This is a genomic window from Gordonia jinhuaensis (assembly GCF_014639795.1).
In the GTDB taxonomy this organism is placed as follows: domain Bacteria; phylum Actinomycetota; class Actinomycetes; order Mycobacteriales; family Mycobacteriaceae; genus Gordonia_B; species Gordonia_B jinhuaensis.
Map to the genome: position 1 here is coordinate 116,217 of NZ_BMGC01000006.1, position 25,492 is coordinate 141,708.

At 66.9% G+C, this 25,492-nt stretch carries 27 protein-coding genes and 2 pseudogenes; 13 read left to right on the forward strand and 16 right to left on the reverse strand.

The features are described from left to right. Nucleotides 1–77 precede the first annotated feature (77 nt). Genes IEW22_RS06440 through IEW22_RS06460 form a run of 5 tightly spaced genes read right to left on the reverse strand, consistent with a single transcriptional unit; the run spans nucleotide 78 to nucleotide 3,447 of the window. Nucleotides 78–1,310 (reverse strand): winged helix-turn-helix domain-containing protein, encoded by a 1,233-nt coding sequence (locus IEW22_RS06440; protein ID WP_188585769.1) that lies wholly within the window; start codon nucleotides 1,308–1,310, stop codon nucleotides 78–80. Then, nucleotides 1,307–1,471: a hypothetical protein gene (locus IEW22_RS06445; RefSeq protein ID WP_188585770.1), complete on the reverse strand. Its 165-nt coding sequence runs from the start codon at nucleotides 1,469–1,471 to the stop codon at nucleotides 1,307–1,309. The genes IEW22_RS06440 and IEW22_RS06445 overlap by 4 nt, the downstream gene beginning before the upstream one ends. After that, on the reverse strand, nucleotides 1,468–2,112 hold the full coding sequence (locus tag IEW22_RS06450) for an SIMPL domain-containing protein (RefSeq protein ID WP_188585771.1): 645 nt from the start codon (nucleotides 2,110–2,112) through the stop codon (nucleotides 1,468–1,470). The genes IEW22_RS06445 and IEW22_RS06450 overlap by 4 nt, the downstream gene beginning before the upstream one ends. Before the next feature lie 37 nt (nucleotides 2,113–2,149). Continuing rightward, nucleotides 2,150–2,677 carry a dihydrofolate reductase gene (locus IEW22_RS06455; protein ID WP_229742229.1) on the reverse strand — a complete coding sequence of 176 codons (528 nt, stop codon included), beginning with the start codon at nucleotides 2,675–2,677 and terminating at the stop codon, nucleotides 2,150–2,152. Continuing rightward, nucleotides 2,641–3,447: a thymidylate synthase gene (locus tag IEW22_RS06460; protein WP_229742230.1), complete on the reverse strand. Its 807-nt coding sequence runs from the start codon at nucleotides 3,445–3,447 to the stop codon at nucleotides 2,641–2,643. The genes IEW22_RS06455 and IEW22_RS06460 overlap by 37 nt, the downstream gene beginning before the upstream one ends. 174 nt (nucleotides 3,448–3,621) lie before the next feature. Between IEW22_RS06460 and IEW22_RS06465 the strand changes: the two genes are divergently transcribed. Beyond that, a complete protein-coding gene (locus tag IEW22_RS06465) occupies nucleotides 3,622–4,494 on the forward strand; it encodes an NAD(P)-dependent oxidoreductase (protein WP_188585772.1) in 873 nt (290 codons plus the stop codon). A 29-nt stretch (nucleotides 4,495–4,523) separates the two neighbouring features. On the opposite strand, the pseudogene IEW22_RS06470 reads toward IEW22_RS06465, so the two are convergent. Beyond that, nucleotides 4,524–4,766: pseudogene (locus tag IEW22_RS06470) on the reverse strand (flavodoxin family protein); the annotation flags it as partial. Between the two features lie 22 nt (nucleotides 4,767–4,788). Here IEW22_RS06470 and IEW22_RS06475 point away from each other — a divergent pair. Further along, nucleotides 4,789–6,246: a recombinase family protein gene (locus tag IEW22_RS06475; protein WP_188585773.1), complete on the forward strand. Its 1,458-nt coding sequence runs from the start codon at nucleotides 4,789–4,791 to the stop codon at nucleotides 6,244–6,246. A gap of 112 nt (nucleotides 6,247–6,358) precedes the next feature. On the opposite strand, the gene IEW22_RS06480 is transcribed toward IEW22_RS06475, so the two are convergent. The 4 genes from IEW22_RS06480 to IEW22_RS06495 are packed head-to-tail and all read right to left on the reverse strand — an operon-like array spanning nucleotide 6,359 to nucleotide 10,492. Next, a complete protein-coding gene (locus tag IEW22_RS06480) occupies nucleotides 6,359–7,462 on the reverse strand; it encodes a bifunctional DNA primase/polymerase (protein ID WP_188585774.1) in 1,104 nt (367 codons plus the stop codon). After that, entirely contained in the window at nucleotides 7,456–7,926 is a 471-nt protein-coding gene (locus IEW22_RS06485) for a hypothetical protein (RefSeq protein WP_188585775.1), read from the reverse strand. Before IEW22_RS06485 ends, IEW22_RS06480 begins: the two co-directional genes overlap by 7 nt. After that, nucleotides 7,923–10,052, reverse strand: coding sequence for a phage/plasmid primase, P4 family (locus tag IEW22_RS06490; RefSeq protein WP_188585776.1), 2,130 nt, complete (start codon nucleotides 10,050–10,052; stop codon nucleotides 7,923–7,925). The genes IEW22_RS06485 and IEW22_RS06490 overlap by 4 nt, the downstream gene beginning before the upstream one ends. Next, nucleotides 10,049–10,492 carry a helix-turn-helix domain-containing protein gene (locus IEW22_RS06495; RefSeq protein ID WP_229742231.1) on the reverse strand — a complete coding sequence of 148 codons (444 nt, stop codon included), beginning with the start codon at nucleotides 10,490–10,492 and terminating at the stop codon, nucleotides 10,049–10,051. The genes IEW22_RS06490 and IEW22_RS06495 overlap by 4 nt, the downstream gene beginning before the upstream one ends. 877 nt (nucleotides 10,493–11,369) lie before the next feature. On the opposite strand from IEW22_RS06495, the gene IEW22_RS06500 reads away from it, so the two are divergent. The 9 genes from IEW22_RS06500 to IEW22_RS06540 all read left to right on the forward strand — a co-directional run bounded on the left by IEW22_RS06500 (nucleotide 11,370) and on the right by IEW22_RS06540 (nucleotide 16,485). Beyond that, complete coding sequence (locus IEW22_RS06500) at nucleotides 11,370–11,810, forward strand: hypothetical protein (RefSeq protein ID WP_188585777.1); 441 nt, start codon at nucleotides 11,370–11,372, stop codon at nucleotides 11,808–11,810. Next, nucleotides 11,807–12,517 (forward strand): hypothetical protein, encoded by a 711-nt coding sequence (locus tag IEW22_RS06505; protein ID WP_188585778.1) that lies wholly within the window; start codon nucleotides 11,807–11,809, stop codon nucleotides 12,515–12,517. Before IEW22_RS06500 ends, IEW22_RS06505 begins: the two co-directional genes overlap by 4 nt. Nucleotides 12,518–12,622: 105 nt before the next feature. Further along, the gene (locus tag IEW22_RS06510) at nucleotides 12,623–13,321 is read left to right on the forward strand and encodes a recombinase family protein (RefSeq protein ID WP_188585779.1); all 699 of its coding nucleotides are present in this window, start codon (nucleotides 12,623–12,625) and stop codon (nucleotides 13,319–13,321) included. Between the two features lie 256 nt (nucleotides 13,322–13,577). Further along, entirely contained in the window at nucleotides 13,578–13,817 is a 240-nt protein-coding gene (locus IEW22_RS06515) for a hypothetical protein (RefSeq protein ID WP_188585780.1), read from the forward strand. Nucleotides 13,818–13,932: 115 nt separating this feature from the next. Continuing rightward, the gene (locus tag IEW22_RS06520) at nucleotides 13,933–14,217 is read left to right on the forward strand and encodes a hypothetical protein (RefSeq protein WP_188585781.1); all 285 of its coding nucleotides are present in this window, start codon (nucleotides 13,933–13,935) and stop codon (nucleotides 14,215–14,217) included. Further along, nucleotides 14,214–14,393 carry a hypothetical protein gene (locus tag IEW22_RS06525; RefSeq protein WP_188585782.1) on the forward strand — a complete coding sequence of 60 codons (180 nt, stop codon included), beginning with the start codon at nucleotides 14,214–14,216 and terminating at the stop codon, nucleotides 14,391–14,393. Before IEW22_RS06520 ends, IEW22_RS06525 begins: the two co-directional genes overlap by 4 nt. A gap of 13 nt (nucleotides 14,394–14,406) precedes the next feature. Beyond that, nucleotides 14,407–15,054 (forward strand): hypothetical protein, encoded by a 648-nt coding sequence (locus IEW22_RS06530; RefSeq protein WP_188585783.1) that lies wholly within the window; start codon nucleotides 14,407–14,409, stop codon nucleotides 15,052–15,054. Beyond that, nucleotides 15,051–15,830, forward strand: coding sequence for a hypothetical protein (locus IEW22_RS06535; RefSeq protein WP_188585784.1), 780 nt, complete (start codon nucleotides 15,051–15,053; stop codon nucleotides 15,828–15,830). Before IEW22_RS06530 ends, IEW22_RS06535 begins: the two co-directional genes overlap by 4 nt. Nucleotides 15,831–15,951: 121 nt before the next feature. Further along, the gene (locus tag IEW22_RS06540) at nucleotides 15,952–16,485 is read left to right on the forward strand and encodes a hypothetical protein (protein WP_188585785.1); all 534 of its coding nucleotides are present in this window, start codon (nucleotides 15,952–15,954) and stop codon (nucleotides 16,483–16,485) included. 182 nt (nucleotides 16,486–16,667) lie between these two features. On the opposite strand, the pseudogene IEW22_RS06545 reads toward IEW22_RS06540, so the two are convergent. From IEW22_RS06545 to IEW22_RS06560, 4 genes and pseudogenes are all read right to left on the reverse strand, one after another. Further along, nucleotides 16,668–16,883 (reverse strand): annotated as a pseudogene (locus IEW22_RS06545) (flavodoxin family protein); the annotation flags it as partial. Next, nucleotides 16,883–17,368, reverse strand: coding sequence for a hypothetical protein (locus IEW22_RS06550; RefSeq protein ID WP_188585860.1), 486 nt, complete (start codon nucleotides 17,366–17,368; stop codon nucleotides 16,883–16,885). The pseudogene IEW22_RS06545 and the gene IEW22_RS06550, both read right to left, overlap by 1 nt. 105 nt (nucleotides 17,369–17,473) lie before the next feature. Then, nucleotides 17,474–18,226: a 4-hydroxy-tetrahydrodipicolinate reductase gene (gene dapB / locus IEW22_RS06555; protein ID WP_188585786.1), complete on the reverse strand. Its 753-nt coding sequence runs from the start codon at nucleotides 18,224–18,226 to the stop codon at nucleotides 17,474–17,476. A 108-nt stretch (nucleotides 18,227–18,334) separates the two neighbouring features. Then, nucleotides 18,335–18,850, reverse strand: a complete 516-nt coding sequence (locus IEW22_RS06560) for an Lrp/AsnC family transcriptional regulator (RefSeq protein WP_188585787.1) — start codon at nucleotides 18,848–18,850, stop codon at nucleotides 18,335–18,337. 135 nt (nucleotides 18,851–18,985) lie between these two features. On the opposite strand from IEW22_RS06560, the gene ald reads away from it, so the two are divergent. Then, nucleotides 18,986–20,086 carry an alanine dehydrogenase gene (ald, locus tag IEW22_RS06565; protein ID WP_188585788.1) on the forward strand — a complete coding sequence of 367 codons (1,101 nt, stop codon included), beginning with the start codon at nucleotides 18,986–18,988 and terminating at the stop codon, nucleotides 20,084–20,086. 10 nt (nucleotides 20,087–20,096) lie between these two features. Here ald and IEW22_RS06570 read toward each other — a convergent pair whose 3' ends face one another. Then, complete coding sequence (locus tag IEW22_RS06570) at nucleotides 20,097–21,953, reverse strand: putative nucleotidyltransferase substrate binding domain-containing protein (protein WP_188585789.1); 1,857 nt, start codon at nucleotides 21,951–21,953, stop codon at nucleotides 20,097–20,099. Nucleotides 21,954–22,565: 612 nt separating this feature from the next. Here IEW22_RS06570 and IEW22_RS06575 point away from each other — a divergent pair. Continuing rightward, on the forward strand, nucleotides 22,566–24,044 hold the full coding sequence (locus IEW22_RS06575; protein ID WP_229742232.1) for an amino acid permease: 1,479 nt from the start codon (nucleotides 22,566–22,568) through the stop codon (nucleotides 24,042–24,044). A 103-nt stretch (nucleotides 24,045–24,147) separates the two neighbouring features. Here the strand turns inward: IEW22_RS06575 and IEW22_RS06580 are convergent, their stop codons facing one another. Further along, nucleotides 24,148–25,464, reverse strand: coding sequence for a M16 family metallopeptidase (locus tag IEW22_RS06580; RefSeq protein ID WP_188585862.1), 1,317 nt, complete (start codon nucleotides 25,462–25,464; stop codon nucleotides 24,148–24,150). Between the last annotated feature and the right edge of the window lie 28 nt (nucleotides 25,465–25,492).

Sequence of the window (25,492 nt, forward strand, 5' to 3'; positions counted from 1 at the left end):
AGACATCCTGATTGTCCCCGACGCCCACGTCGGGGACAGCATCGACCCCGGACACCGGGCACCCAGACCAGTCGGGGTCAGGCGAGGGCGCGGCGTAGCGCGGGCGCGAGGTCACCCCGATCGGCGACCAGGACGTCGTCGAGGTCCAGCCATCCGGCGAAGTCGTGCAGACTCGCCGCGAGCCGTGCGGGTACCTCATCCGCACCCGCGCCGACATTCGCCTCCGCATGCGCGGACTGCACCCGCAGCACGCCGGCGGCCCGGTCGGCCTTGAGGTCGACACGGGCGACGAGTTCGCCGTCCATCAGGAAAGGGAACACGTAGTACCCGTGCACCCGCTTGTGTTCGGGAACGTAGATCTCGATGCGGTAGTCGAAGTCGAACAATCGCTGTACGCGCGGCCGGAAGAAGATCAGTGAGTCGAACGGGCTGAGCAGGGTGTCCCCCTCGACACGCCGCGGCATCCGCGCCGACGCGTCGAGATAGGCGGGCTGCTTCCAGCCCGCGACGGCCACCTGTTCCACCTCGCCGGAGGCGACCAGTTCGGCCAGTGCCGCACGCGCATCGGCGACGGGCAGCCGGTAGTAGTCGCGAAGGTCGGCCTCGATTCCGATGCCCAGCGCCCGCACCGATCGGCGCATCAGCTCGACCATCGCCTCGGGCCGGGAGATCTTCTCGGTGAGGGTCGGCGCATCGATCACGTCCGCGGGCTCGCAGTAGTGGCGGGCGAAACCGGTGTCCCGCGTCGCCGCGAGCTCACCGCTGGCGAACATGGCCTCGCACATGCGTTTGACAGCGCTGCGATCCCACCAGGTGCCGCGCTCGGCGGCCGGAACGTGGCCCAGGTGCTTCTCCAGCACACCGCTCGTGGACGGCCCGAGTTCGGCGATCGCAGAGTGGATGGCCGCGCGAAGGCCCGGGTGGGTCTCCTCGATAACGCTGGCCTTCCACCAGCGCCCGTCGGCGTAGTCCTCGCGCCGCCACCCGAACAGCGACCAGTCCGCCACCGGGATCAGCGCCGCCTCATGCGCCCAGTACTCAACGAGCAGCCGCGGCGAGGTCGACGTCGGCATCCATGCGCCCTTGTCGAGCAGCGACCGGTCGTAGGCGCCGAGCCTGCTGTAGAGCGGCATGTAGTGCGCACGAACCGCCACCGACACCGAGTCCATCTGGATCAGCTGGATACGTCCGAGCACTCGCTGCAGATGACGCCGGGTGGGCGACGCAGGTCGCGGGTCGGTGAAACCCTGTGCGGCGAGCGCGATCCGGCGTGCTTGCGCGACCGACAGACCGGCTGCACCGATTCTCATGGCCGCACGGCGGTGAACGTGGCCTCGACCATCGCCCACAGTCGCTGCTCTTCGGGCCGCAGTGCGAGCACCGGAGGCTGGTCGTCGCCGGTGAACGCGCGCGGCGCGGGCGCACCGAGTGCGGCTGGGGATCGTTCATATGTCGGCACCGGACTGCTCATATCGGGTTCGACGATCGACGTGGGAACCGGGTCCGCGCAGCCGGCGGCCCCGCGATGGCGTTCGCCTTCTGCACGGCATTGTCCACGGCGAGCGCATAGATCCGTGTCCGCGCGGCCTCCTCGTCCTCGGTGTGCAACCCCCACGCGATGTGACTCACCCGGACTGCGGAGTCGCTCATCAGATCGGTCACGAACTCGTCGAGGTCGGCGCCGAGGCGAACGAATCGCACGTCGACCCGCACCTCGGCGGTGTACTCGACGTATTCCACCAGGTACTCACCTGTCTCGTCGGCACGGTCCGCGTCGTCGATCTCGCCGGGTCCATCGTCGTCGGCGGCACTCTCGACCTCAGCGACACTCTCGATCTCGGCGACACTTTCGATCTCGTCGGCCGTCACGATCTCGTACTGCTGCGCCGACTGCCAGGTGTGCACACCGCCGACCGACCAGGTGTCCACCACACCGCGCTCGGCGAGCGCATCGAGCCGTTCGGAGAGTTCATTGGCCGCCGAACTCGCCGATGCCGCAGCGGCCGCAGCCGACTCATCGGACTCGCAGTGGATGATCGGCCGGAGGGTGGCGGTCTGTGCAGGCAGGCTCAGGGAGGCGGTTCCGCGGACGGCGATCGTCATCTCGGGCATGGCGCATATTGTGCCCGCCACCTCCGACACGCCGCGCTCACCGTCGGCGGTAGTCGACCCAGCGGTAGCGGAGGCCCTCGTCGGTGGTCTGCCATTGCCCGGACAGGCCCACCCAGATGTCCGGGTCGATGGTGGGCGCGAAGGTGTCGCATCCGGAGTCGGTGGCGTCGACCTCGGTCACGTACAGCAGCTGCGCATACGGCATGGCCTCGGCATAGACGCCTGCACCGCCGATCACGAACGCTTCCTCATCCTCGTCGCGTGCGATGTCGAGTGCGGCGCCCAGATCCCTGGCGGTCGAGACTCCGTCACCCAGCGCGGCGGTGCCACTGGTGACAACGATGTTGTGCCGCTTGGGCAACGGGCGCACACTCGCCGGGAGCGACTCCCACGTCCGCCTCCCCATGATCACCGGATGGCCCAGGGTGATCTCGCGAAAACGCTTCTGATCGTCGGGAATCCGCCACGGGATGGCGTTGTCACGACCGATGCCGCCGGTCCGGTCGGCCGCCCAGATGAGGGCCAGACTCAGACTGCGACTGGGGCTTTGATTGCCGGATGACACTGGTAGTCCTTCACCTCGATGTCCTCGTAGACGTAGTCGAAGATCGAATCACGCTGCGCCAGCACGAGAGTCGGATAGGGGTAGGCATCTCGTGAGAGTTGTTCACGAACCTGGTCGACATGGTTGTCGTAGATATGGCAATCACCGCCGGTCCAGACGAACTCCCCCACCTGCAATCCGGCCTGTGCGGCCATCATGTGGGTGAGCAACGCATAGGAGGCGATGTTGAAGGGCACGCCGAGGAAGAGGTCGGCGCTGCGCTGGTAGAGCTGGCAGGAGAGCTTGCCGTCGGCGACGTAGAACTGGAAGAAGGCGTGGCACGGCGGCAACGCCATCTGCGGGATCTCCCCCACGTTCCAGGCCGAGACGATGTTGCGGCGCGAATCGGGGTCGGATCTCAGCAAATCCAGCGCCGCCGAGATCTGATCGATGTGTTCACCCGATGGGGTGGGCCAGCTTCGCCACTGGACGCCGTAGACCGGACCGAGTTCACCGTTCTGGTCGGCCCACTCATCCCAGATGCTCACGCCGTGTTCCTGCAGCCACCCGACGTTGGAGTCGCCGCGCAGGAACCACAGCAGCTCGTAGACGATCGATTTGAGGTGCACCTTCTTGGTGGTGATCAGCGGGAACCCCTCGGCGAGGTCGAATCGCAGCTGCCGGCCGAACACGCTGCGCGTCCCCGTGCCGGTGCGGTCGGCTTTGGCGGTGCCGTTGTCGAGGACGTCGGCCAGCAGGTCCTCGTACGGCGTGGGGATCGGGGGTGTCACAGACGCCGAGTCTAGCGACTCCGGTCCGATGCCCCTGGTACGTGCTCGGCGTTTTCGCCACCCCCACCCCAGGCGGGCCCGGAGCATCATCGAATGAGGGGGTCGGCGCGCAGACCCTGACAGCGGCTCGACAAGACATGTCTCGACAGGCACAGCTCGCAGAAGGGATGCAGGATGACGATCGCGGTACTCGGACTGGGCAACATGGGGTCGTCGATCGCGCGGCGGCTGATCGACGGCGGGCACGACGTGGTGGTGTGGAACCGCACGGCCTCCCGCGAGAAGCCGCTTGTCGACGCGGGGGCTCGTAGTGCGTCGACGGTCGCGCAGGCCGTCAGCGACGCCGAGGCGGTGCTGATCTCGGTGCGTGACGACGACGCGGCCGCATCGCTGATCGACGAGATCGCCGCGACCGACGTGACGGTGCCCGTGGTCAACTGCACCACGTCGGCCCCCGATCGCACCACCGCGATGGCGCAGACCTACCCGGCGTTCGTGGCGGCCCCGATCCTCGGTGCGCCCCAGGCCGTGGCCGACGGCACGGCGACGTATGTGGTGGCCGGGCCGGCCACCGCCCGCGCCGCTCTCGAACCGGTGTGGCCGGCGCTGACCGCGAAGGTTCTCGACTGCGGCGACGACCCGGCACGGGCCAGCGTCGTGAAACTCCTGTCGAACCACCTGCTGCTGACCGGGTTGGAGGCGCTGGCCGAGGCCGTCGTCGTCGGGCAGGCCGCCGGACTCGACGATGACACCCTCACCTCGGTGTTGTCGTCGAGTCCGATGATGGCCCCAGGGTTGCGCAACCGGCTCGACGACGTCATCGGCGGTGACCACGACGGTTGGTTCGCCACCCCGCTGGGGGCGAAGGATCTGGGCCTGTTCGTCGACATCGCCGCCGCCGGAAACGTCACGCCGACGACTGCGCTCGCCGCACTGGAGCGCTATCGCGAGGCCGCAGCGCACGGCTACGCCGACCGCGATGTCGCCGCCGTGGTGGAGTTGATGCGGCCGGATTCCTCAGATCAGGGCTCACACCCGGCGACGTGACGCCGACACCACCCGGCTCGGCACAGTCGTCATCCCATGAGCCCCGCCGCGATCGTCGCACCGAGTTCCCAGCACGATTCGAGGTCATCCTTGGAGGGCGTGCCCGACACCACCACATTCGGGGCCACCCGCGTCCAGCCGAGGCCGGTGGTGATGGTCTCGACGGCCCGTTCGGCGCCCTCGGCACCCTCGTTCGCGTGGAGATAACAGCCGAACGGGCGGCCGCGAGTGGAGTCGAGGATCTGGTAGTACGACGAGTCGAAGGCGTGTTTATTATTCGTAAACTCTCTTACTATGAGCACCGCGCTGACCAGCACCTACACCGAGTCCCGACGTGCGCCGACCCGCGCAGTGATCTACACGCGCGTCTCGCGCGACCTGGCCGGTGGCCGCTCGGTCGCCGAGCAGGAGGCCGAGTGCAGGGCGGTATGCGAGCGCAATGGGTGGCCGGTCGCCGAGGTGCTGACCGACAACGATCGGTCGGCGACCCGCTTCGCCACCAAGGACCGCCCGCAGTACGCCCGGCTCAGTGAGGTGCTGCGCCCCGGCGACGTGCTGGTGGTCTGGGAGCCCTCACGCGCTGGCCGGTCGATGGACCACTACGTCGATCTGCGCCGCCTCTGCACCGATCGACAGGTGATGTTGTCCTACAGCGGACGGCTGTTCGATCTCGAAGACGGCGACGACCGTTTCACCACCGGGCTCGACGCACTGCTCGCCGAGCGTGAAGCCGAAGACATCCGCAAGCGGATCAAGCGCGCCCACCGCGAGAACCTGGCCCAGGGCAAGCCCCACGGGCGAGTTCCCTACGGCTACAAGATCGTTCGCGACCCCGACACCGGCAAGTCGACGGGCCGCGTCCCCGACCCGTCGCGCGCTCCCCTGGTCGCCGAGGCAGCGCGGCGCGTGCTCGATGGGCACAGCTTCGGGTCGGTGGTGCGGTGGATCGAAACTCAGGACCCGCTCGGCTGGGACTCGGCGAAGCTGCGCCGGATCATGGTGAACCCGACCTACGCCGGGTACCGGACCGTCAGCGCGAAGGTCGACGGCAAGCGCGGCCCGCAGGAGATCCACGGCAAGGGCACCTGGGAGCCGATTCTCACCGACGAACAGCACCACGATCTGGTGGCGTTGTTCGCCGGGCGCAAGACCGGCCCGCGCGGGCCGGTGAAGCATCTCCTGACCGGTATCGCGCGGTGCGCGGTGTGCGGCGAGTACGTCTGGAAGGCGCGCGGCGGACGTCGCAGGGACGGCGGAAACTACGAGGTCTACCAGTGCAAGTCACACTGCGTCGGGCGGAATATGCAGGCGACGGACGGCGTGATCCTAGCTGTCGTCGAGGGCATCCTGACCACGCCCGAGTCGCTGGCCGCCCTCGCCGAGATCCCGGCGTCTGACCCCACCGCCCCGGCACGACTGGCCGAGCTACGTCAACGTCTGGGGGACGTGGAGAACGAGATCGCCGAGGGCCGTATGCCGCCGAGCACCGGGGCGCGAGTGGCGACCCGCCTGGAATCCCAGATCGCCGACGCCGAGGCCGAAGCGACTCCTGTGTTCACCGACCCCGTGGTGCGAGATCTCGCGACGGCTCCCGACCCGATGGCGCTGTGGGGCGAGCTACCCCTGATCGCCCGCCGCGAGTTCATCCGGTCGACCATGACCATCACCATCGACCGCGTGGGCCGGGGCCGCTGGCACAAGCCCTCGGACGCCATCACCATCACCCCACGCCGACCCGGCGACGCGGGATAGGACCAGAACGCCAGAGCGCCCCGCTCACGGACGTCCGCACTGCCCCGGTACCTCGGGGGCCGAATGTGCGAGATTGTCTGCGAGCGGGGCGCTCCGCGTTGAAGCGGGCTACTCAGCCCAGCGCCGCGACACCCGCGAAGTCGATCTCGACGTCAGGCAGCAACTCCAGCTGTGAGACTGCCCAGGCGGTGTCACCGTCGAAGTCGGCGTATGTGACGGCTTGGAGCTTGCTCAGGGTGTAGGTGCCTCGCTCGTCGATATAGCGCTCGAAGGGCTCGCCCACGAAGTGCGACCAGATGTGCAGCGGCGCATTGATCTCGGTGTAGCGGCCCAGCGAGCAACCGGAGTCGTGAGCGGTAGCCGACCGGGCGGTGCGTCGCTCACCGGGGGCGGTCCAGACGTCGCAGCCACAGCTGTCAGGCCGCGCTACACGAGTCCAGCCGAGCGGTTCCAAGATCATCGACCAGGGCGTCATCTCGGCCCACAGGTCCACACCCTCAGCAAAATGATCCTCGGCGATGCGGCGTTCGTGGCGCGCATGCCCGCGCTCAATGATCTTCTCGATGAGCCAATCAGGGGCGGGATACTCACGGCCCAGCGCCTCGTAGCGCCTACCGTCCACGATCGACGGCGGAACCAGGACGTAGCGCCGGTCCCAGAGCACCGCGAACGCGCCCTCACCGTGTCCCAGCGTCATCGCACCGGCTGTCCTCGGCAGCTCGATCCCCTCAGGCACCGTGAAATAGAAGTGCCCGCCACCACCGGGGGTGACGATGGTCGGGGGCACATCAGGTGCCTCAGCCATGCCGAGGAAAGCTGCGCGTTGCTGAGGCGTGTCACAGTCGACGACGATCAGCCTGGACCCGCCCACTTCGACGGCGAGGTTGACCGGCTGGCCGGGATAGTCGTGGAAGTACTGGTCGAGGTAAGCGAGCAGCGTCCGGTCCTTGGCGGTGGCCAAGGCCAAACCTGCAGGGGCTCTGACCTTCCGCCAGTCGCCGCGTCCGGCGGCCTGGGCAGCTTCTCGCGCGGCTTTGTTGGCTCGGTTCCGTGACCGCACGGTGCGCGGATCGGCAGGAACTTTGGTGCTCGGCTGGACGAACAGCAGCGACAGACCGGCACTGGCACCTTCGCGTAGGTAGTTGCGCATGGCCTCGCGGTCGGTGGGGTCGACGCCCGACCCGAGTACGGCGGTGAGTCGGGTAGCGCCTAGCACGACGTCTCACCTCCACTCGCCTGGATCTGTGAACGTGCGTCAAACATCTTCAAGGCTCGGGGTGAGATACCGAGCGAGCACGCCCCTGTCGATCCGGTCAGGTCGGGGCAGACCGGGAACCCGTCGATGATCGCCGCGACGACCAACTCACCTTCGGTGACGTACGGATCTTTCACCTCACCGGTGGCCGCACGACGACGCTCCATGATCCGCGCAACCTGGTGACTGACTACCGCCGCACTGGGCTTGAGCAGCGGGGTGAAGTTCCTCCGCAACACCAACGCGCACCATTCCACCGCCTCAACGCTGAACGGCTCCAGGCGATTATCGACGTGCTCACCGCCATACGAAGTGCCGTTGGGAAAGTACCCCCGGTGCCCTAGACCGGGGTACGAGTCGAGTACCTGCTGGATGGTCGCGGTGTCCACAACGGGCTGGCTCGCGTGATAATCGTCAATGGTCACTTGATCTCCTCAAAGTTGGTCTGGTGCTGGGCTGTAGAGACGGCGCGGGACACCTCACCCAACGCCCGGTTATCGTCGGTGATCTCGAATCGGGCGACCTTGATCCCGTGGACGACCTTGCCCAGCGAACGTGTCTGGCCGACCCGGATCGGGGTGTCGGTGTTGCCGTCTGAGTAGGAGCGCAGTGCCTTGAAGAAGGCGTTCTGGCTCATGCGTTCGCCGGTTCGGGTTTCCTCGGCCCATGCCTTCCACACGCGGAACAGCTGGGTGAGGGTGACAAAGTGGCCGCTATCGCCACCGTCGACCTCGCAGCACTCGCCTACGAACTGCCGCACGTTGGACATATCGTCGGCGATCTCATCGAGAAGTTCCGGCGCGTCGGCACTGATCGTGAACGTCCCGCCGGAGGCGTTGAGCAGCATCAGGCCGTCGACAGCCCATCGGAGCACTTGGCCCAGTTCATTGGCCAGGATCTCGCGCGTGAGGCCGGGGTCGTCGTCCTCGGTGCCTCGGAACACCCGGTTGGTGTGCAGCACCAGCATCCGCGACAGCAACGCGCCACTGCGGTCGGAGATACGCGGCATCTCGTTGGCCGAGCCATGAAACCGCATCGGAAGCACGAGCGACACAGCCGCCTTGTACTTGCGCTGCACGTCCACGATGTCGCCGCCGGTGATCGCCAGGAGACGCCCGAGGGCGGCGCTGGTGTCGCGGCCACCGAATCGCATGTCGCTCATGACCGCAAGCGTCGCGCCCGACTCGTATGCCTGTTGGAGGCCGAAGTCGAGATTGAGCGACTTGAGGCCGAGTTCGGAGACGTTGCCGATCAGCGCCGACAACACGGTGGCGATCAGGGACTTCGCGCTGCCCTTCGGGCCGTAGACCATCATCCAGCGTTGCAAGTCGTTACGACCGCTGAGGACGTATCCGAACCACTGCTGGAGGCAGGTGATCGCGGCGGGGTCGTCACCCCACTGCGCGCGCAGTGCGTCCAGCCACCGGCACGGCGCGTTCGGGTCCGCGTGCGGGTCGTAGTCGGCCTCAATGCGGGTGAGGCTGAACCAGAGCGGTGACGCGGCGCGCAGCCGCCCCGTCGACACGTCCAGAACCCCGTTGCGGCACAGCGCCCACGTATCAGAACCGGCGTAGAACCGTTGCCCGACGCCGTAGAAGTCAGGAAGCTCCCGAGCGTGGGTGCCCGAACCGGCAGCAAGCATCCCGGCCAGTGCCTTCTCCACCTCGACGATGGCCTTCTCGGTCGGGTTCCACCACCGCACCGAGTAGACGTTCTGCTTGTTCTCCCGTCGCGTGTGGAGGTAGCGCATCTCGCCGAGGATGCGGCGCAGCTTCCCGCCCATCCACTCGGGATCTGCGCGAGCAATCCATCGTTCAGGCTGTCCAGGGGCAGGCCGGGCATATTCGTACCAGGTCTGATCGATCCGGACCAGCGTGCGGGCGCGGATCGTCCGATACCGGCGGCCTTTGCCGTTGACCCGGATCTTCTTCGTGAAGTGTTGCCGGGCCAACCATCTCGCGGCGGCCATCGGCGAGTTCGGACCACCAATCACCTTGCCGTCGAGAACCGAGCGCTGCTCGTGGGATTCCAGCCCGTCGAAGATCGACCGGGGCACACCGCATACTCGCGCCTCGGCGGGTCCAGTGGTGCCGATGAGGTCGGGATCGGCGACGTATACAGCCCGCCGGACAGCTTGCTCGGGATCGGTCCCGTCACCGCCGTCTGCCCGATCGGCCTCGGCCCACGCGATGCAGTCGTCGCGGGAAGGCACGGCGATACCGGTGTCCGTCAGGATCTCCTCGACGAGGGCGACGGGCACAGCCAAAACCTCGGAGGCCACGGGGTTGTCGGTGGTCTGCACTCTGCCGGTTGCGGACGTGTTCACCCGCCGCTTGGCGGGGTCGTAGTCGGAGAACATCGTCCCGTAGCGGATGGTCTGGACGTTCCAGTCGACCACTGTCTGCCCGATCTCATCGCCGAGCAGATCCAGAATGCGCGTGCTCTGTGGCTTGCTCAGGAGGTCGGCGAGATGTGCCCCCGCGACGTGCTGGGCCGTCTCGGTGTCCGCGCTGGTGTCGGTGGCGGTGCTATTCTGGGTGCTGAGGGTCACTGGTCGGCCTTCATCTCGTTGACTCGGGTTGTCTCGCCCGTCCCGCGAATCTCGGCGTGGGGCGGGCGATCTCGTGTTTGTGGGGAGGTTTCCGAGGCCACCCGAAGGGTCATCCGCGCCCGCTGTCGGCGGCGTCGCACCGCCGCGCGGCGCAGGTCGTCGGGTCCGAACTTCGAGACCTGCTGCGACACCCAGGAATCCGACCACAATACGGCGGTCTTCGCGTCGGTGGTGGACATGCCACCCGGCGACCCGTCCTGCGATCGCATCCACTGATCGACCTCCTGAGGGTCGAACAGCAGGCGGCGGCGGATACGGTGCGCGGGAAGGCCGTCCTCACGCACGAGCTTGTATACGGTCTCGCGGGTGGTGCTGAATCGCTGGGCGATGTCGTCGGAGTCGAGAAGGCGCGACGAGATGGTGGGTGCTGGTGCTGACACTGCGGGCTCCAGAGGTCGTGAAGGAGTTCCGCAGCAATCCCCGAGCCGGGCCGTCTGTCTCGGCCCTCAGGTCAGCGTGCGTGGGTGCTGCGTCGAGCACCCGACTGGCAAGCGGGACATCACTCCCCGAATGCCGCCATCTCGGTCAGGCGGTTCATCCGGCGCGTGATGTGCGTACCGGCTACCTGACAGATGGTCGTCGCCGGTGCGACTTATTGAGACCCATCTTAGCCCGTTCGAGAACGCCGGGGCAACGATTGACGCGCCGTAAGTCGTTGCGGCCCTTACAATCCCGACTTAGTCGGTGTTGTGGTCATTCGGGCAGGACTGCTGCGGGTGCTGCGGATCACCCGCGAGCTGATTTACCGGCTGATTTACGGGCGGTCGCAGACTGATTTACGGGGGCTCAGAGCGGCTCGGCGACGGCGGCGATGGGGCTGCGGGTGCCCCGATCGGGCGCTGCACCCCGGCGATCGGGGACGTAAATCACCGGTAAATCAGTTGGTAAATCAGTTCGGATCGCGCCGTCGGGGACACCCACCCGGCGCGCATAAGCGCAGGCTGTGCGGGGTATTCGGCCTCCTCCGCCTTGGTAGGTAAATCAGGTAAATCAGGTAAATCAAGAAAGTTGGTTGTGAGGATGAAGAGGGAGATATTTCATAGGGCAGAGAAGTTTGCTGGATTACCTGATTTACCTGATTTACGTCTGCCCGAGCGCGCCCCTGAGACCGTTACACAGCTCCGCATCCGCGAGCCGGGTAGATGGCTGTGCCGAGTGAATCATCCACGCCCCCAACGCACAACGCCGACATTTGAGGCGTTCTTTGGTTGCACCTAATTGGAACATAATGAGCACATGGTGAGACCTGGACCCGTCATGAGCCGCGAGGACTCGCGCCGTCGAGCTGAACGCGCTCACCGCCTGCGAGCCCTTGGACGGTCGTGGCAGGAGGTCGCCGACGCCGAGGGCTTCCGCTCGCGTAGCGCAGCCCGAACGGCTGTGCAGCGATACCTGGAGGCCGAGCCCGGCGAGTCGCTGGAGGAGGTGCGCCGGTCGGCGGGCGAGACTCTGCGGATTACCCGCTCGGTCCTGATGGGCCGGTTCGCCTCGGCGAGCCAGCGCGGCGACGACGACACGCTCGTGAAGCTGGCCCGCGAGGTCCACCGCAACCTGTCGCAGTGGGCGCAGCTGACCGGGGCGAACAGCCCCGAGCGTCACCAGGTGGAGGCGGTGGTCACCACGACGACCGCCGACGTCCTCAACGAACTGGAGCAGAAGCTGCTCAACACGCTCGACGGAGAGGTAGTCGAGGAATGACCGACAAGAAGTCCACGATGAGCAAGACGGTCGGCGTGGCCCGAGCCATCGCCGAGAACGAACCCGATGAGGATGCTCTGGCGTTGCTGGCCGCGTCGGCAGACTCGTCGCGCGAGCTGGCGATCGGGCAGACGTCCACCAACGATCTCGACATGCAGTTCGCCGAAGCGATGGCGAAGATGTTCCTCGACGTCAGCCGCGACGGACCGCACACGGGGCTGTGGCGCTCCGTCGCGAAGCAGGTCCTCGCGCTGGGCATGTTGACCGGCGAGGAGATCCGGACCGCGTTGCTGCGCGGCGAGATCCACGACTCCACCCGGTGGGCCGACCTCGGCGACGGAACCTACCCAGATCGAATCCTCGGTACCGCGTCACCCGTAGCTGGACCAGACGCCCTCGATGAGCCGGAGCCGTGGGATGCCGAGGTGGACCCCGCTCCAGCGTCCAGTAGGCCGCTGACGGGCCAGGAGGCTATGCCCCAGGCCGACCTACCCCCAACCCGGCAGGAACCCGCTGGCGACGACGAGGACGCCGAGCCCACCGCGCCTGTGGAGATCGAGCGCACCACCTCGTCCCAGAAAACTTTCCGGATGCCCGCTGGAAGCTACTACAGCCCCGGCGTAAACCCGCTGGCACGCCCGATCACCGGGCGTCGCCGACCGGTTACCGAGATCCGCACCGACGTGCCTGGTCTCGGCGACCAGTAGGGCCTCCAACAGTCACGTCGCGGAATCGTCAACGGACACAACGCTGCGCTAGATACTTAAAAGTAAATATCGCGTTGCTGGTCAGGGCGATATATGGTTGGTGACATGAAGGTGATCGCCTATATCCGCGTCAGCACCCGCGACCAGCTCGCCGCCCACGGCCCTGCCCGTCAACGGGAGGCGATCATCGAGTGGGCCAAACGCAACCGTCACCGGATCGTCGCCGAGGTTGTCGAAGACGTCTCGGGCACCGTCGCCCCGTTCGAACGTGAGGCATGGCTGAGCACGGTCGATCGGTGCTGTGCGGGCGAGGCCGATGGTGTTGTGGTCTCAGACCTCTCACGGTTGTCCCGCGATCAGGTTCGCCTGGAGCTGACGATCGAGCAGATGGCCACCTGTGACGCGGTGCTGTTCTCGACGTCGGGCGAGGAGCAGGCGATGCTCGACAACCCCGAGGACCCCCAGCGCAAGCTCATCCGCACGATCATGGCCGCGATCAACGAGTACGACCGAGCCATGATCGTGCAGCGGATGCAGGCAGGGCGTCGGATCAAGAAGGCCAGCGGTGGTTACGCGGGCGGACAGCCCCCGTTCGGCTACCGGGGCGGCGACTCCTCGGGCGAACTGGTACCCGACGAGGCAGAGCAGGCTGTGCTCGCCCGCATGCGCTCGCTTCACTCCGAAGGGCTCGCGACCCGTGCCATCGCCGACGTCATCAACGAGGAGGGTCTGACCACGCGCAAGGGTGGCCGCTGGTCATCGGCGTCCGTGGCGCGCCTGATCCGGCGCGAGCCAGTGACCTGATCGGCCTGTAGAGCCGCCCCTGCACCCGATCGGTGCATGATCAGTTGCGGGTCGACCGGGGATGCGCGGAAGCCCGTAGCCAGGTGCCCCCGGTCGGCCCGCCGGGCGGCCCGAGCCAATATCTGTCGCGACAACACCGGCAATACAGTTTCCGCCCGGCACAACACCTAGCACTGTCGGCAATATGACTGTGCGACAGTCGAATTAGCGTCGTGGCGTCGTTGCGCAGCGGCAACGCACGTGTCATCCTGGGACCATGAGCACCACCGCACCCGCACCGACCCCGGCTAGCTATGAACTGACGCCGGGCCAGTGGTCGAGCAAGTTGGCTGCGCTCGCGTCGCGCGGCGTCAGCGAGACTGACCCTCGGGTGCGGTGGTGCCGTGAAGCCCTGTCGTACTGGCGCATTCGTCGCGTGCTCGACGTCGAGGCTCCGGCGCTGTCGTCGGCGGACCGGGCCGACTTGCAACTCCGGCTCGACGGAGGTCGGCGCTGACCTGACCCCACACACCGCGAGTAGCGGTGCATCGCGAGCGAGCCTCGGCGCGAGCGGTGCGGACGACAACCCCAGCACGACGCCGTAATTCGTTCATGCACCGAGGAGATTAAGCATGACCACCACCGCCGCCACCACCCTCGAGAACCAGATCCTCGACCAGCTGCACCGACTCGACCCCACCGACGAGGAACTGGTGCCGTGGAGCACCATCCGCCGCCATCTGACCGGCACCTTCTGGGGCCAGGTCGAAGCTCTCCAGTCCCTCGTCGAAGAGGGCGATGTGGTCACCGTCAAGATCAACGGACGCACGTACGTCGGTATCTGCGACGAGTTCTGCAAGGCCGCTGACCTGGCCAGCACGCGACGCGGCCAGCCTCGAGAGCTGCTGGTCCTGTGAGCCCCTTGACCGGCGCTATCGCCACGTTCATCGCCGCCTGGGTTGCCCGAGACGTCTGCGACATCATCGTCGCCGCCGTCACGGCCCTGATCGTCACGGCCCGCCGGTCGGCAACCAGGCCGCGCACCACCGCCACCACCGATTGCCTTGCCCTACTCAACAACAACGACTCGTGAGGAGTTGACCACCATGCCTGCTACCGGATTCGGGGTACGGCCCCGCATTTTCCTGGACCCGCCCGCCAAGACCTTCTCTCAGGACGAGAAGCGCACGCGTCGCCGCCGACACCTACCGGTGCGCTATGGCCGCGACCTCGGCCTCACCGACGAGATTCGCGGCGTCATCCGGCCCGTCGCTGACCGGCTCACTGCCGCCGGACTCATCGGCGACGTCGACGAGATCGCCGAGGCCGTACGGGAGCTGTGTGTCACCTGCGCCGATCTCCTCAACGACGCCAAGATCTCTCGTATCGACTACGCCAGCCGGAGCCGTGCGCGCGCTGCACTCAAGACCCTCACCAAGCAGCCAGTCCCCGAGATCTCCCGAGCCGCCCTCGCCGATGGATCGTGGCCCGACATGCTCGCCGACATGTCCGAACCGCTGTCCGCACCGCTCGCGAATCTTCTTGGCCGGGCGAATCCCTCGGTATCGGATGCCGTTGTCGAAGCACTTCGCCTGCTCGACCGCGCTGTTCTCGACCTCGACCGTCGCATCGATCGAACCCTGCTGTTCCGCTCCCAGAACCCACACGCGCCCAGCCAGTCTGAGCGTGACGACCCCGAGGCCGCCCGCGCCACGTTGGCCGACCTCGGAGTCCAGTTGGAGGACAACCGATGACCACCCCTGTTGCACAGACGCTCAACCCCGTTGAGTACGAGGCACCGCTGGTCAACCCGAGCCCCAACGGGCTCTACACCGTCACCACGTTCGTCTCCCAGGCGTCCGACGTGCCCCGCTGGCTCGCTGAGGGCGTACGCGTCCGGCCACACAACTACGGCGGTGAGGAGGCGTTCGGTGTCTGGGACGCCCCGTGGTGTGGTGACCCCGGCGACTCGATCAAGGACGGCGAGCGACCCGGCCTGCCGGACCCGTTCGACGCGCTGACCGTGTGGGCGTTCGACCAATGCGACTTGACCCTGCCCTCCCAGCAGGAGGTCCGCGAACGCGCGGCACAGAACTTGCGCCTGATCGAGCCCGTCGCGGTGGAGCGCGAGTTCGCCGCCCGCCTGCTCGCTGACGCGGGCACCCCCGAGGCCGCCGCCAACATCGTTGCGGCGGTGAGCCATATCGAGGCCGAGTTCGCCAAGACCAACACCACCGGCCTCATCCACGCCAGCGCCGGTCTCGCTTCCCTGGCCGACCGGTACGGCCTGATCATCCGCAACGGCGGCGTGCTCAAGTCGCCACTGGGACACACCTGGGTGTTCGGCGGCGGGTACGTCGAGGGTCTGGGCGACACCATCGTCGGCACGTCGCCGACCTTCGGCTGGCGCAATACCGTTGAGGTCCGCGAGACGATCGAGGCCAAATTCAACCAGTTCGTCGCCGTCGCCGAACGCTCGGTGGTCGTCGGCTACGAGAAGTCCATCGGCGCTGCGACGTTGACCCCCTGACCATCTGACCGAGGGGCAGTGCGTCCGGTCCTTTCGCACCGCCCCACCCCGACACCCGGCAACGGCCTGGATACGGTCCGCGTTGCCGGGTGTCGGTCAACCTCAACCCCCAGGAGAAGCTGTGACGACCGCGATGACCCCGAGCGCCCGTGAGGAAATGCTGACGGCGCTACACGAGAGCGGTCACTGTGTGGCCGCAACGATCTTCGGCGCGACCATCGACCGGGCAGTGGTGACCCCGGATGATCCCGAACGCGCCGGGCTCACCGAGTACAGCACCCGCGTCACCGGCCAGCGCCGCGCCGACATTCTGTTCGCAGGCGTCTACAGCGAAGCGTTCGCCCGCCACGGCGGCCCGCCCACACCGCGCGGGTTGCGGATGGTGATGGCGCGAAACCCCCACGACGCCCGAGCGATCCGCGCCGCTGGCGACCACAGCGGGCAGGTACCCCGGCTGGTGGCGACTTGCTGGCCGAGCATCACCGGGCTGGCGCGAGTCCTGTACGCCGAGCGCGAGATCTCGCAGACCGACGCCGACCGAGCGTTGTTCCTGCCCGCCGACGACCCCGACGCGCGAGCGTTCGCACTCGCCAACATCAGGAGCGGTGCGACGCCGGGCACCTTCGGTATCACGCCAGCGGGCGTGCGGGCGTGAGCGGCACCGACAGCTCACCCCACCGATACCGACCACCGATGTCAGTGCCGACGTGCATGATGTACCCGTCCGCGTCTCGAACATCGCCTGGCAGTGCGGCGAGGGCGTGTGGTGGATGATCAGCAAGCGCTTCATGCCGCCGACCTCCAAGAACACGTAATAGCGGGGTTATCGCAACTCAAATGTTTGAGCGCCCCGGAGATGTACCCGAGATTGGCCGGCGAACCGAGCAGGTAGGCGTCGGCCGCGAGGAAGTCGGTGGCGCTCACCGACAACGCCGCACGCCGGATCACCTCGACGCCGGAGATCTCGGGATCGGTCGCTCCGGCGATCACCGACTCGAACATCGCCTGACAGTACGGCGACGGGGTGTGGTGCACGATCAGCAGACGTGACATCAGCGGTCTCCCGGGGAGCCCTTGCGTTCGGCGCGCTCCTGGGCGACAGCGCGCTTCATCATCTCGCGAGCCCGCGACCGGTCGCCGGCGTAGTCGTAAGCCCGAGCGATGCGATAAGTGTTGCGCCAGTCGTCCGGATCGGCCTCCCACTCAGCTTTGACCTGGGCAAACAGTGAGTCTGCGGCGTCGCGTTCGATGCGCCCGGACGGCCGGCGAGGCATCCTCGACACGTCGATCTCCCGGCCCTCGTCGGCGATACGCGCCGCGAGTCGCTGATGTGAGATCCCGGCGCGAACAGTCGCGACCACCATCCAGATCCCCAGCAGCGGCAGGATCAGGACGCCGATCCCGATACCCACACCGGCGGCGTTGCCGCTGGTGATGAGATCGACACCGCGTTTGCCCAGGAGCACGAAGTAGAAGCACAGTGCGACCACCAGAACGGCGATGCCGATGACGATCGGACGCGCATCCTTGGCCTTGATCGGCGTTTGCCTCTGACCGGCGGGTGCCGACGAGTCCGGCGCGTGGTCACCGCCGGGCTGATGCTCGTCACTCACTGTGCGCCTCATTCACTGTGCGCCGATCGCTCACAGATCGAGGAAATCGTCGAGGCCCACGGTCAGCCCGGGGCGGGTGGCGATCTGGCGCACACCCAGGAGCACACCGGGTGCGAAGGACGCCCGGTCCATGGAGTCGTGGCGGATCGTCAGCGTCTCGCCCGAGGTCCCCAGCAGGACCTCCTGATGGGCGATGAGACCGGCCAGTCGGACCGAGTGCACGTGCACCCCGCCGACCGTCGCCCCGCGGGCGCCCTCGAGTTCGCTGGTGGTCGCATCCGGACTCGGACCCAGACCCGCATCCTCGCGCGCGTCAGCGATCAGCTGCGCGGTGCGAAATGCGGTACCCGAGGGGGCATCGGCCTTGTGCGGGTGATGCAGCTCGATGACCTCGACCGACTCGTAGAAGCGGGCGGCCTGCTGGGCGAATCGCATCGACAGCACGGCACCGATGGCGAAGTTGGGAGCGATGAGAACACCGGAACGCGGCTGGTCGCCGAGCCAGGTGCGCACCTGCTCCAGCCGCTCCTCGGTGAACCCGGTGGTACCGACCACGGCATGGATGCCGTTGTCGATCAAGAACTTCAGGTTGTCCATCACCACGTCGGGGTGGGTGAAATCGACCACCACCTCGGTGCCGGCATCGACGAAGGACGTGAGCGCGTCCCCACGGTCCACGCCGACCGTGTAGGTCAGATCGTCGGCGTCGGAGACCGCTGCCACGATGGCCTGCCCCACCTTGCCATTACTGCCGAGCACACCGACCTTGATGGTCTCGCTCACCCTCACACCCGTTCTCTCGTCGCATCCCAGCGGTTCGTCTTGCGCCACCAAGTCTAAACGTGCATGTGAACGACCCCGAACGCGGCGATGCCGCCGCGGCGGGCGGCTTCAGTAGACCGGTGCGGAGCCGCGGACGTGGTCGAACACCAGTGAGGTGGTGGTCCCGGCCACCTCCCGCCGGGAGTTGAGCGTCTCGACGAATCCGCGCAACTCGTCGGTGTCGGCGACGGCGACGTGCAGGATGTAGTCGTCGGCCCCGGCGAGGAAGAAGACATCGATCACCGCATCGTGGCCGGCGACCTCGCCGACGAAGTGCCGGATGCGTCCACGGGCGTCGGATTGCAGGCTCACCGCGACCATCGCCCGCAACGGTCGTCCGAGTGACGCCGGGTCGACATCGGCGAAGAACCCGCGGATCACACCCTCGTCGAGGAGTCGTCGCACCCGCCCGTGGCAGGTCGACGGCGCGATGCCCACCGCCTCGGCCATCGCGGCGTTCGACACCCGCGCATCCGCCTGCAGCAGCCTCAGCAGGGACCGGTCGATCTCGTCGAGGATCACCTCCTGGCTTCCGCGAGACGCGGGTCCGCCACGCACCTGCCGAAGATTCTTCGGCTGCGACATCCGTCACCCCTCCCTGCTCGAACAGTCTTCACGCCTGACGGTGTATCAGAGAATTTACCGCACTCGTATTGAACCGGTGTCGATGAACCTTCGACAATTAGTCCACACAATCACCGATTCTTCCAGGAGACCCTCATGCTCGTCGGCATCCCCCGCGAGGTCAAGAACAACGAATTCCGCGTCGCGATCACCCCCGCCGGTGTCGGCGAGCTGCGTCGACACGGACACGAGATCGTGATCGAGGCCGGCGCGGGCGCCGGGTCGGCGATCGACGACGCCGATTTCAAGGAGGCTGGCGCCACGATGCTCGCCTCGGCCGACGAGGTGTGGGAGCAGGCCGACCTGCTGCTCAAGGTCAAAGAGCCCATCGCCGAGGAATACGGCCGCATGCGCCGCGACCAGGTGTTGTTCACCTACTTGCACCTCGCCGCGAGTCGGCCGTGTACCGATGCGCTCCTGACCTCGGGAACCACCTCGATCGCCTACGAGACCGTCCAGCTGGCCGACGGCTCACTGCCGCTGCTGGCACCGATGAGCGAGGTCGCGGGTCGCCTGGCACCGCAGGTCGGCGCGTACCACCTGATGCGTTCGGCGGGCGGACGCGGCGTGCTGATGGGCGGTGTGCCCGGCACCGAGCCCGCCGACGTCGTGGTGATCGGTGGCGGTGTCAGCGGTGTCAATGCCGCGACCATCGCGGTCGGTATGGGCGCTTCGGTGACCGTCTTCGACCTTGACATCACCAAGCTGCGCGCGATCGACGCCCGCTTCAACGGACGCGTCCAGACCCGCTACTCCACCACGCTGGCGCTGGCCGAGGCGGTCACCAACGCCGACCTCGTCATCGGCGCGGTGCTGATCCCCGGCGCGAAGGCGCCGGTGCTGGTTCCCAACAGCCTTGTCGCGCAGATGAAGCCGGGTTCGGTTCTCGTCGACATCGCGATCGATCAGGGCGGATGTTTCGAGGATTCGCACCCCACCACCCACGACGACCCCACCTTCCGCGTGCACGACTCGCTGTTCTACTGCGTGGCGAACATGCCCGGCGCGGTCGCGCGCACCTCGACACTCGCGCTCACCGGCGCGACCCTGCCCTATGTACTGCGACTGGCCGACAAGGGCTGGCAGGCGGCGTGTGACACCGATCCGGCACTCGCACGCGGTCTGTCGACCCACGACGGCGAGCTGTACTCGGCCGAGGTCGCCGCCGCCCTCGATCTGCCGCTCGCGCAGATCTGATCCCCACCACTCACCCCGAGCGCGCCCCCGAGCCCCACTCGGTGACCGGGGTGTACTGAGACGTGTTCCCCATCCGCCGCTGGACCGCGGCGATCTCGCGCACACTCTGCGCGATGAGGCTGCGGTCCAGCGGCGAGAGTCTGCGCATGGTGACCACATCGGAGGGATCCTCGCGCCGGTCGAGTTGGTCCACCTGATTCTCCAGCCGGATGCGTTGCAGCGTGTCGAAGACCTCCACCAGCGTCGTGGCACTGTCCTGGCTGAGCATCGTCGACCCGGCCGCCGCACGCAGTCGCGACCGGGTGTCGACCTCCGATGACCCGACCGACAACGCACCCCACCGCGCGATGTTCACCAGCGGGGTCAGTGCGTGATTCTTGATGTCGAAGGTCCCCCCGCGGCGCGCCAGCACGTCGCGCATCGACCGCAGACGGGCCTTGGAGGTCAGCGTCTCGGCCAGCAGCAGTCGCAGCGTGCCCGGATGGGATCGCAGATCGGCGAACACCTCGGCGACTGCCAGGAGCCCCTGATCGCCCCAGATGGGCCGGCCGTCGAGCAGCAGTGAGGTGAACATCATGCCCTGGTTGTCCAGCGGCGCGTCGAGCCAGGTCCGCGCCGCGGCGCGCCAGTCGCCGTGTCTACGCGCGAACAGCGGCATCGAGGCGATCGCCCCGTTCACGTCGATGGGCAGTCCGCACGACCGCAGTACGTCGTCGACCTCTCGGAATGCCGCGCGGTAGCGGTCGATCATCTCGTCGGACACCGCGTCGTCGAAGGACACCGCACTGTCCACGTCGGAACTGAGCACAGGTTCGCGACGAGCGTTGCTGCCCAATGACATCCACGTCATCGCGTCGGGCTCGAGTTCGGGGTGTGAGGCCAGTACCAGTTCGAGTGCGCGGCGGATCACCGCGTCGTGGACGAGCGAGAGGACTCGGGTGATCTCCGAGGAGGGCTCACCGCTGCGCACGAGATCGGCGACCAGATAGGGCATCCGGCGGGCATGGTCGGCGAGGCGACTGACGCTGGAGGCCTCGATCACCTGCCGACGCAAGGTGACACTCGGGCCGGCGGGCGCGACGACGAAATCACCGGGCCCCACCGCACCCACGAGTTCCCCCGACGGCCCGACCACCGGCACACAGGTCAGATCGTGTTCGAGGATCAGCGTCAGTGCGTCGGCGGCGGCGGAGTTCGCCGGCACCGTCAGGGCGGGAACCGTCATCACCTCCGACACCGGCGTGGCGAGGTCGAGTCCGGGGGCCACCACCCGGGCACGGATGTCGCCGTCGGTGAGAATGCCGAACTCCCCCGAACGGGTGGGGATCACCACATAGTCGTGATCGTGGTCGGACATCGTGACGGCTGCCTGCCGCACCGTCATCGACGGCTGCCCCACCACCGGTGCGGTGCGGATGAGTTCGTCGACCGTGCCGTGTGCGGGCGTCGGATCGCTGCGCCGGCGCCGCACCGACAGCTGCCGCGCGAGGAACACCGCACCCGACTGTCCGGTGAACACCTCCCGGACGTCATCCTCGGGGATCTGACACAGCCGCACCGGCCCCGAAGCCACCGCCCGTGGCCCCTTCAGGTCCCGCGTCAGCAACGACGAGTACCCGAACACTCCGCCCACCCCCAGAATCTCGTCGGGTTCGGTGATCTCGTAGGCCTCGGGGCTGTTCCACAGCTCCACCCGACCGGTGAGCACCACCGACAACGAGCGGATCGGTTCGACGAAGGCGTTGAAGATCTCCGCACCCGAGTCATAACGCACCACCGACGCCGAGGCTGCCAGTCGCTCTCGGGCGTCGTCATCGAGCGTGTCGAACGGCGGATGACGCGCGAGAAAATCACCGAGTTCGCTCATCCACTCCCTCTCGCCCACCGGCGCTCGCCGCACCGCACCCGCGACCGCCCGGGTTGCCCACGTGATGCCGTCAATCGTCCCAGAACCCCTCGACACCTGCGCTACGGCAACGCTCGCGCGCCGAGAAATCCGCACGACTCCGCGCACATACCCGCCCTCGATACCGGAGTGAGTATTTCAGACGATTTCTCTTTAACACCTCTTTGGTGAATGGACACACGATCTCAACATGACATCCCAGGAAACGTCGCGACTCATGCCTGTAACAATTCGGAAATATGCGTTTCAGACAATTCGTGCCTGGTCGTGGTGAGGGCTTGAAGAAGTACGAGCCCCGCGGTCGGCACTGTGCACCGGGGCACTCCCCGCGTGCAGATCCCGTGACGAGCCAGGACAGAGACATGCCCATACCGACACGTGGTGGCTGGTGAGGCGCAATGACTCTGGCTTGACCCGCCACAACGAGCACCCGTCACAACGAGCGTTGTGGCCGCGACGTCAACACAGTGCGAATGGCGTTCGACAACCGAGTCATCTCGACTACCGAGTCATCTCGACAACCGAAGTCCGAATGAACAGTCACTTGACGTGACAGTCAGGATCGAAACGAATATGACTGACACCACGAACACGAGTACGACCGCACATCTCGACGAACAGGCCGGCTACAAGCAGTCCCTCGGCCGTCGCCACGTCCAGATGATCGCCATCGGCGGCGCGATCGGAACCGGCCTCTTCCTGGGTTCGGCCTCGCGCCTGCACTCGGTGGGTCCGGCGCTGCTCTTCAGCTACGCCTTCGCCGGCCTGATGGCGTACTTCCTGATGCGCGCACTCGGAGAACTGGTCCTGCACCGCTCCACCTCGGGTGCATTCGTGTCCTACATGCGTGAGTTCTTCGGTGAGAAGGCGGCGTACGTCACCGGCTGGATGTACTGGCTGAACTGGGCACTGACCGGCATCGCCGAGCTGTCGGCGGTGGGCGTGTACTTCCACAAGTGGGTGCCCTCGATGCCCAACTGGGCCAGCGCGCTGGTCGCGCTGGTGGTGGTGCTGGGCATCAACCTGCTCTCGGCCAAAGCATTCGGCGAGTTCGAGTTCTGGGCGAGCATCCTCAAGGTCACCGCGATCGTGATCTTCCTGGCGGTCGGCATCGTCGTGGTGTTCGGCGCGATCCACGTCGGCGATCACAAGGCGGGCTTCTCCAACCTGTGGTCCAACGGCGGCTTCTGGCCCACCGCCGACCCGTACGCCTGGTACGGACCGCTGCTGGTGATGAGTGGCGTGGTCTTCGCCTACGCCGCGATCGAGCTGGTCGGCGTCGCCGCGGGCGAGATGGAGAACGCCGAGCGCGAGGTCCCGCGCGCGGTCAACTCCGTCATCTTCCGTATCGCCGTGTTCTACTGCGGATCGATCCTGCTGCTGATCTGCATGCTGCCCACCAGCGCCTACAAGTCCGGCGAGAGCCCGTTCGTGACCGTGTTCAGCCGACTCGGTATCGGGTGGATGGGCAGCGTCATCAACGCGGTGCTGATCGTCGCGGCGATGAGCAGCCTGAACTCCGGTCTCTATTCCACCGGGCGAATCCTGCGCAGCCTCGGACTGTCCAAGCAGGCACCGGGGTTCATGACGAAGATGAGCAGCTCGGGCGTCCCCTGGGTGGGTATCGGGGTCACCTCGATCGTCTTCGTGCTCGGCGTGATCCTCAACGCCGTGGCACCGGGAAAGGCCTTCGACATCGCGCTGGAGGCCTCCTCGCTGGGTATCACCTTCACCTGGGGGACGATCTTCGCCTGCCAGCTGCGGCTGCGTCAGCTGGTCAATCGCGGAGTCATACCGAAGAGTTCATTCCAGGCGCCCGGGTACCCGTACACCTCGATCATCGGTCTGGTGTTCCTGGTCTCGGTGATCGTCATGCTGGCGATCTCGGGGTGGCTCAGTGAGGACAAGGTGGACTTCTACGTCGTGGTGGTCGGCATCCCGGTCATCGCCGTGGTGATGATCGGCGGGTGGTATGCCATTCGCGGCAACGTCAACGACCACACCGGCGGCAAACTCGGACCGGCGTGGACCACCGAGGACGCCAAGAGCTGAGCGCCAGCGCGTCATACGAATCGGATCGGGCCGCAGCAGATCTCATCTGCTGCGGCCCGATCCGTGATGTGTGCACATCCCCGGTGTGTCGGCGGCGCCGAGGTCAGCGACCGAGTTCGGTGATCGCCTTCGGCAGGTTGCGGACGCCGCGGTACGGTCCGACGACCGCGGCTCCCATCGGCCTGGTGAGCACCTCGGCGGCCACCGCACGCACCTGGGCCGGCGTGACGCGCTCGATCGCCGACAACGACCGCGACACCGGACGTTTGCGCGCGTATTCGAGTTCGTTGAGTCCGAGCCGATGCATTCTCGACTGCGAATCCTCAAGTCCCAGAACCAATCCGCCGCGCAGCGAGCCTTTGGCGCGGGCACACTCGGCGTCGGTGATACCGTGTTCGGCCACATCGCTCAGGACGCGCCGCGTCACCGCCGCCACGTCGGCCAGACGTGCCGGCGAGCATGCGGCGTACACGGAGAACGTGCCCACGTCGTGGTAGGCGTCAAGTCCGGAATACACCGAGTACGCGAGTCCCCGTTCTTCTCGAACCTCTTGGTAGAGACGAGAACTCAGACCGCCGCCGAGTGCGGCGTTGAGCACCGACAGTGCCCAGCGGTCCGACGATCCGCGACCGGCGGTCCGCACGCCGAGCAGCATGTGTGCCTGTTCGATGTCGCGGTACACCACGTCGACGCCGGGACGTCCGGTCAACGCCCGTGAGCCGCTACGGCGGTGCGCGGGTTGGCGTTCGCCGTCGAGGCGACCGGCGAACGCGCGCCGGGCGGCACGAACCACGTCGCGGTGTTCCACATTGCCCGCCACCGAGAGCACCATCCGGTCGGGGGTGTATCGGCGCTGGTGGAAGGAACGCACCTGGGCTCGTGACATCGCAGTGATCGATTCGCTCGACCCGATGACCGGACGTCCGATCGGATGATCACCGAACATCGCTCCGGCGAAGATGTCGCCGAGCAGATCCTCGGGGTCATCGTCACGCATCGCGATCTCCTCGAGCACCACGTCACGTTCGAGGTCGACGTCGGCGGCCTCGCATCGACCGCGCAGCACGACGTCGGCGATCACATCGATCGCATCGTCGGCGTAGTCGTCGAGAACGTGCGCGTAAAAGCAGGTGTGCTCCTTGGAGGTGAAGGCGTTGAGTTCGCCTCCCCCGGCGTCCATCTCCTCGGCGATCGACGCGGCGGTGCGCGTCGGCGTCGACTTGAACAGCAGGTGCTCGAGGAAATGCGCCGCACCCGCGAGAGCGGGGCGTTCGTCGCGGGATCCGACACCCACCCACAGACCGATCGACGCCGATCGCACCGCGGGAACGTGTTCGGTCACCACCCGCAGGCCGCCCGGGAGGGAGGTCCTGCGGATGGTGCCCGATTCACCGCGAGTGGCGGATCGGCGTCGTGACATCGGCTCGACCAGCCGATCTCGAGTGCCT

Excerpts from the sequence above, each read along its gene's own strand:
- IEW22_RS06520 (WP_188585781.1), top strand. The coding sequence starts at position 13,933 with ATGACCACCACCGCCGCCACCACCCTCGAGAACCAGATCCTCGACCAG.
- IEW22_RS06500 (WP_188585777.1), top strand. The coding sequence starts at position 11,370 with ATGAGCCGCGAGGACTCGCGCCGTCGAGCTGAACGCGCTCACCGCCTG.
- IEW22_RS06450 (WP_188585771.1), bottom strand. The coding sequence starts at position 2,112 with ATGCCCGAGATGACGATCGCCGTCCGCGGAACCGCCTCCCTGAGCCTG.
- IEW22_RS06440 (WP_188585769.1), bottom strand. The coding sequence starts at position 1,310 with ATGAGAATCGGTGCAGCCGGTCTGTCGGTCGCGCAAGCACGCCGGATC.
- IEW22_RS06530 (WP_188585783.1), top strand. The coding sequence starts at position 14,407 with ATGCCTGCTACCGGATTCGGGGTACGGCCCCGCATTTTCCTGGACCCG.
- ald (WP_188585788.1), top strand. The coding sequence starts at position 18,986 with ATGCTCGTCGGCATCCCCCGCGAGGTCAAGAACAACGAATTCCGCGTC.
- IEW22_RS06475 (WP_188585773.1), top strand. The coding sequence starts at position 4,789 with ATGAGCACCGCGCTGACCAGCACCTACACCGAGTCCCGACGTGCGCCG.
- IEW22_RS06510 (WP_188585779.1), top strand. The coding sequence starts at position 12,623 with ATGAAGGTGATCGCCTATATCCGCGTCAGCACCCGCGACCAGCTCGCC.
- IEW22_RS06465 (WP_188585772.1), top strand. The coding sequence starts at position 3,622 with ATGACGATCGCGGTACTCGGACTGGGCAACATGGGGTCGTCGATCGCG.
- IEW22_RS06515 (WP_188585780.1), top strand. The coding sequence starts at position 13,578 with ATGAGCACCACCGCACCCGCACCGACCCCGGCTAGCTATGAACTGACG.
- IEW22_RS06580 (WP_188585862.1), bottom strand. The coding sequence starts at position 25,464 with ATGTCACGACGCCGATCCGCCACTCGCGGTGAATCGGGCACCATCCGC.
- IEW22_RS06560 (WP_188585787.1), bottom strand. The coding sequence starts at position 18,850 with ATGTCGCAGCCGAAGAATCTTCGGCAGGTGCGTGGCGGACCCGCGTCT.
- IEW22_RS06445 (WP_188585770.1), bottom strand. The coding sequence starts at position 1,471 with ATGAGCAGTCCGGTGCCGACATATGAACGATCCCCAGCCGCACTCGGT.
- IEW22_RS06570 (WP_188585789.1), bottom strand. The coding sequence starts at position 21,953 with ATGAGCGAACTCGGTGATTTTCTCGCGCGTCATCCGCCGTTCGACACG.
- IEW22_RS06505 (WP_188585778.1), top strand. The coding sequence starts at position 11,807 with ATGACCGACAAGAAGTCCACGATGAGCAAGACGGTCGGCGTGGCCCGA.
- IEW22_RS06575 (WP_229742232.1), top strand. The coding sequence starts at position 22,566 with ATGACTGACACCACGAACACGAGTACGACCGCACATCTCGACGAACAG.
- IEW22_RS06535 (WP_188585784.1), top strand. The coding sequence starts at position 15,051 with ATGACCACCCCTGTTGCACAGACGCTCAACCCCGTTGAGTACGAGGCA.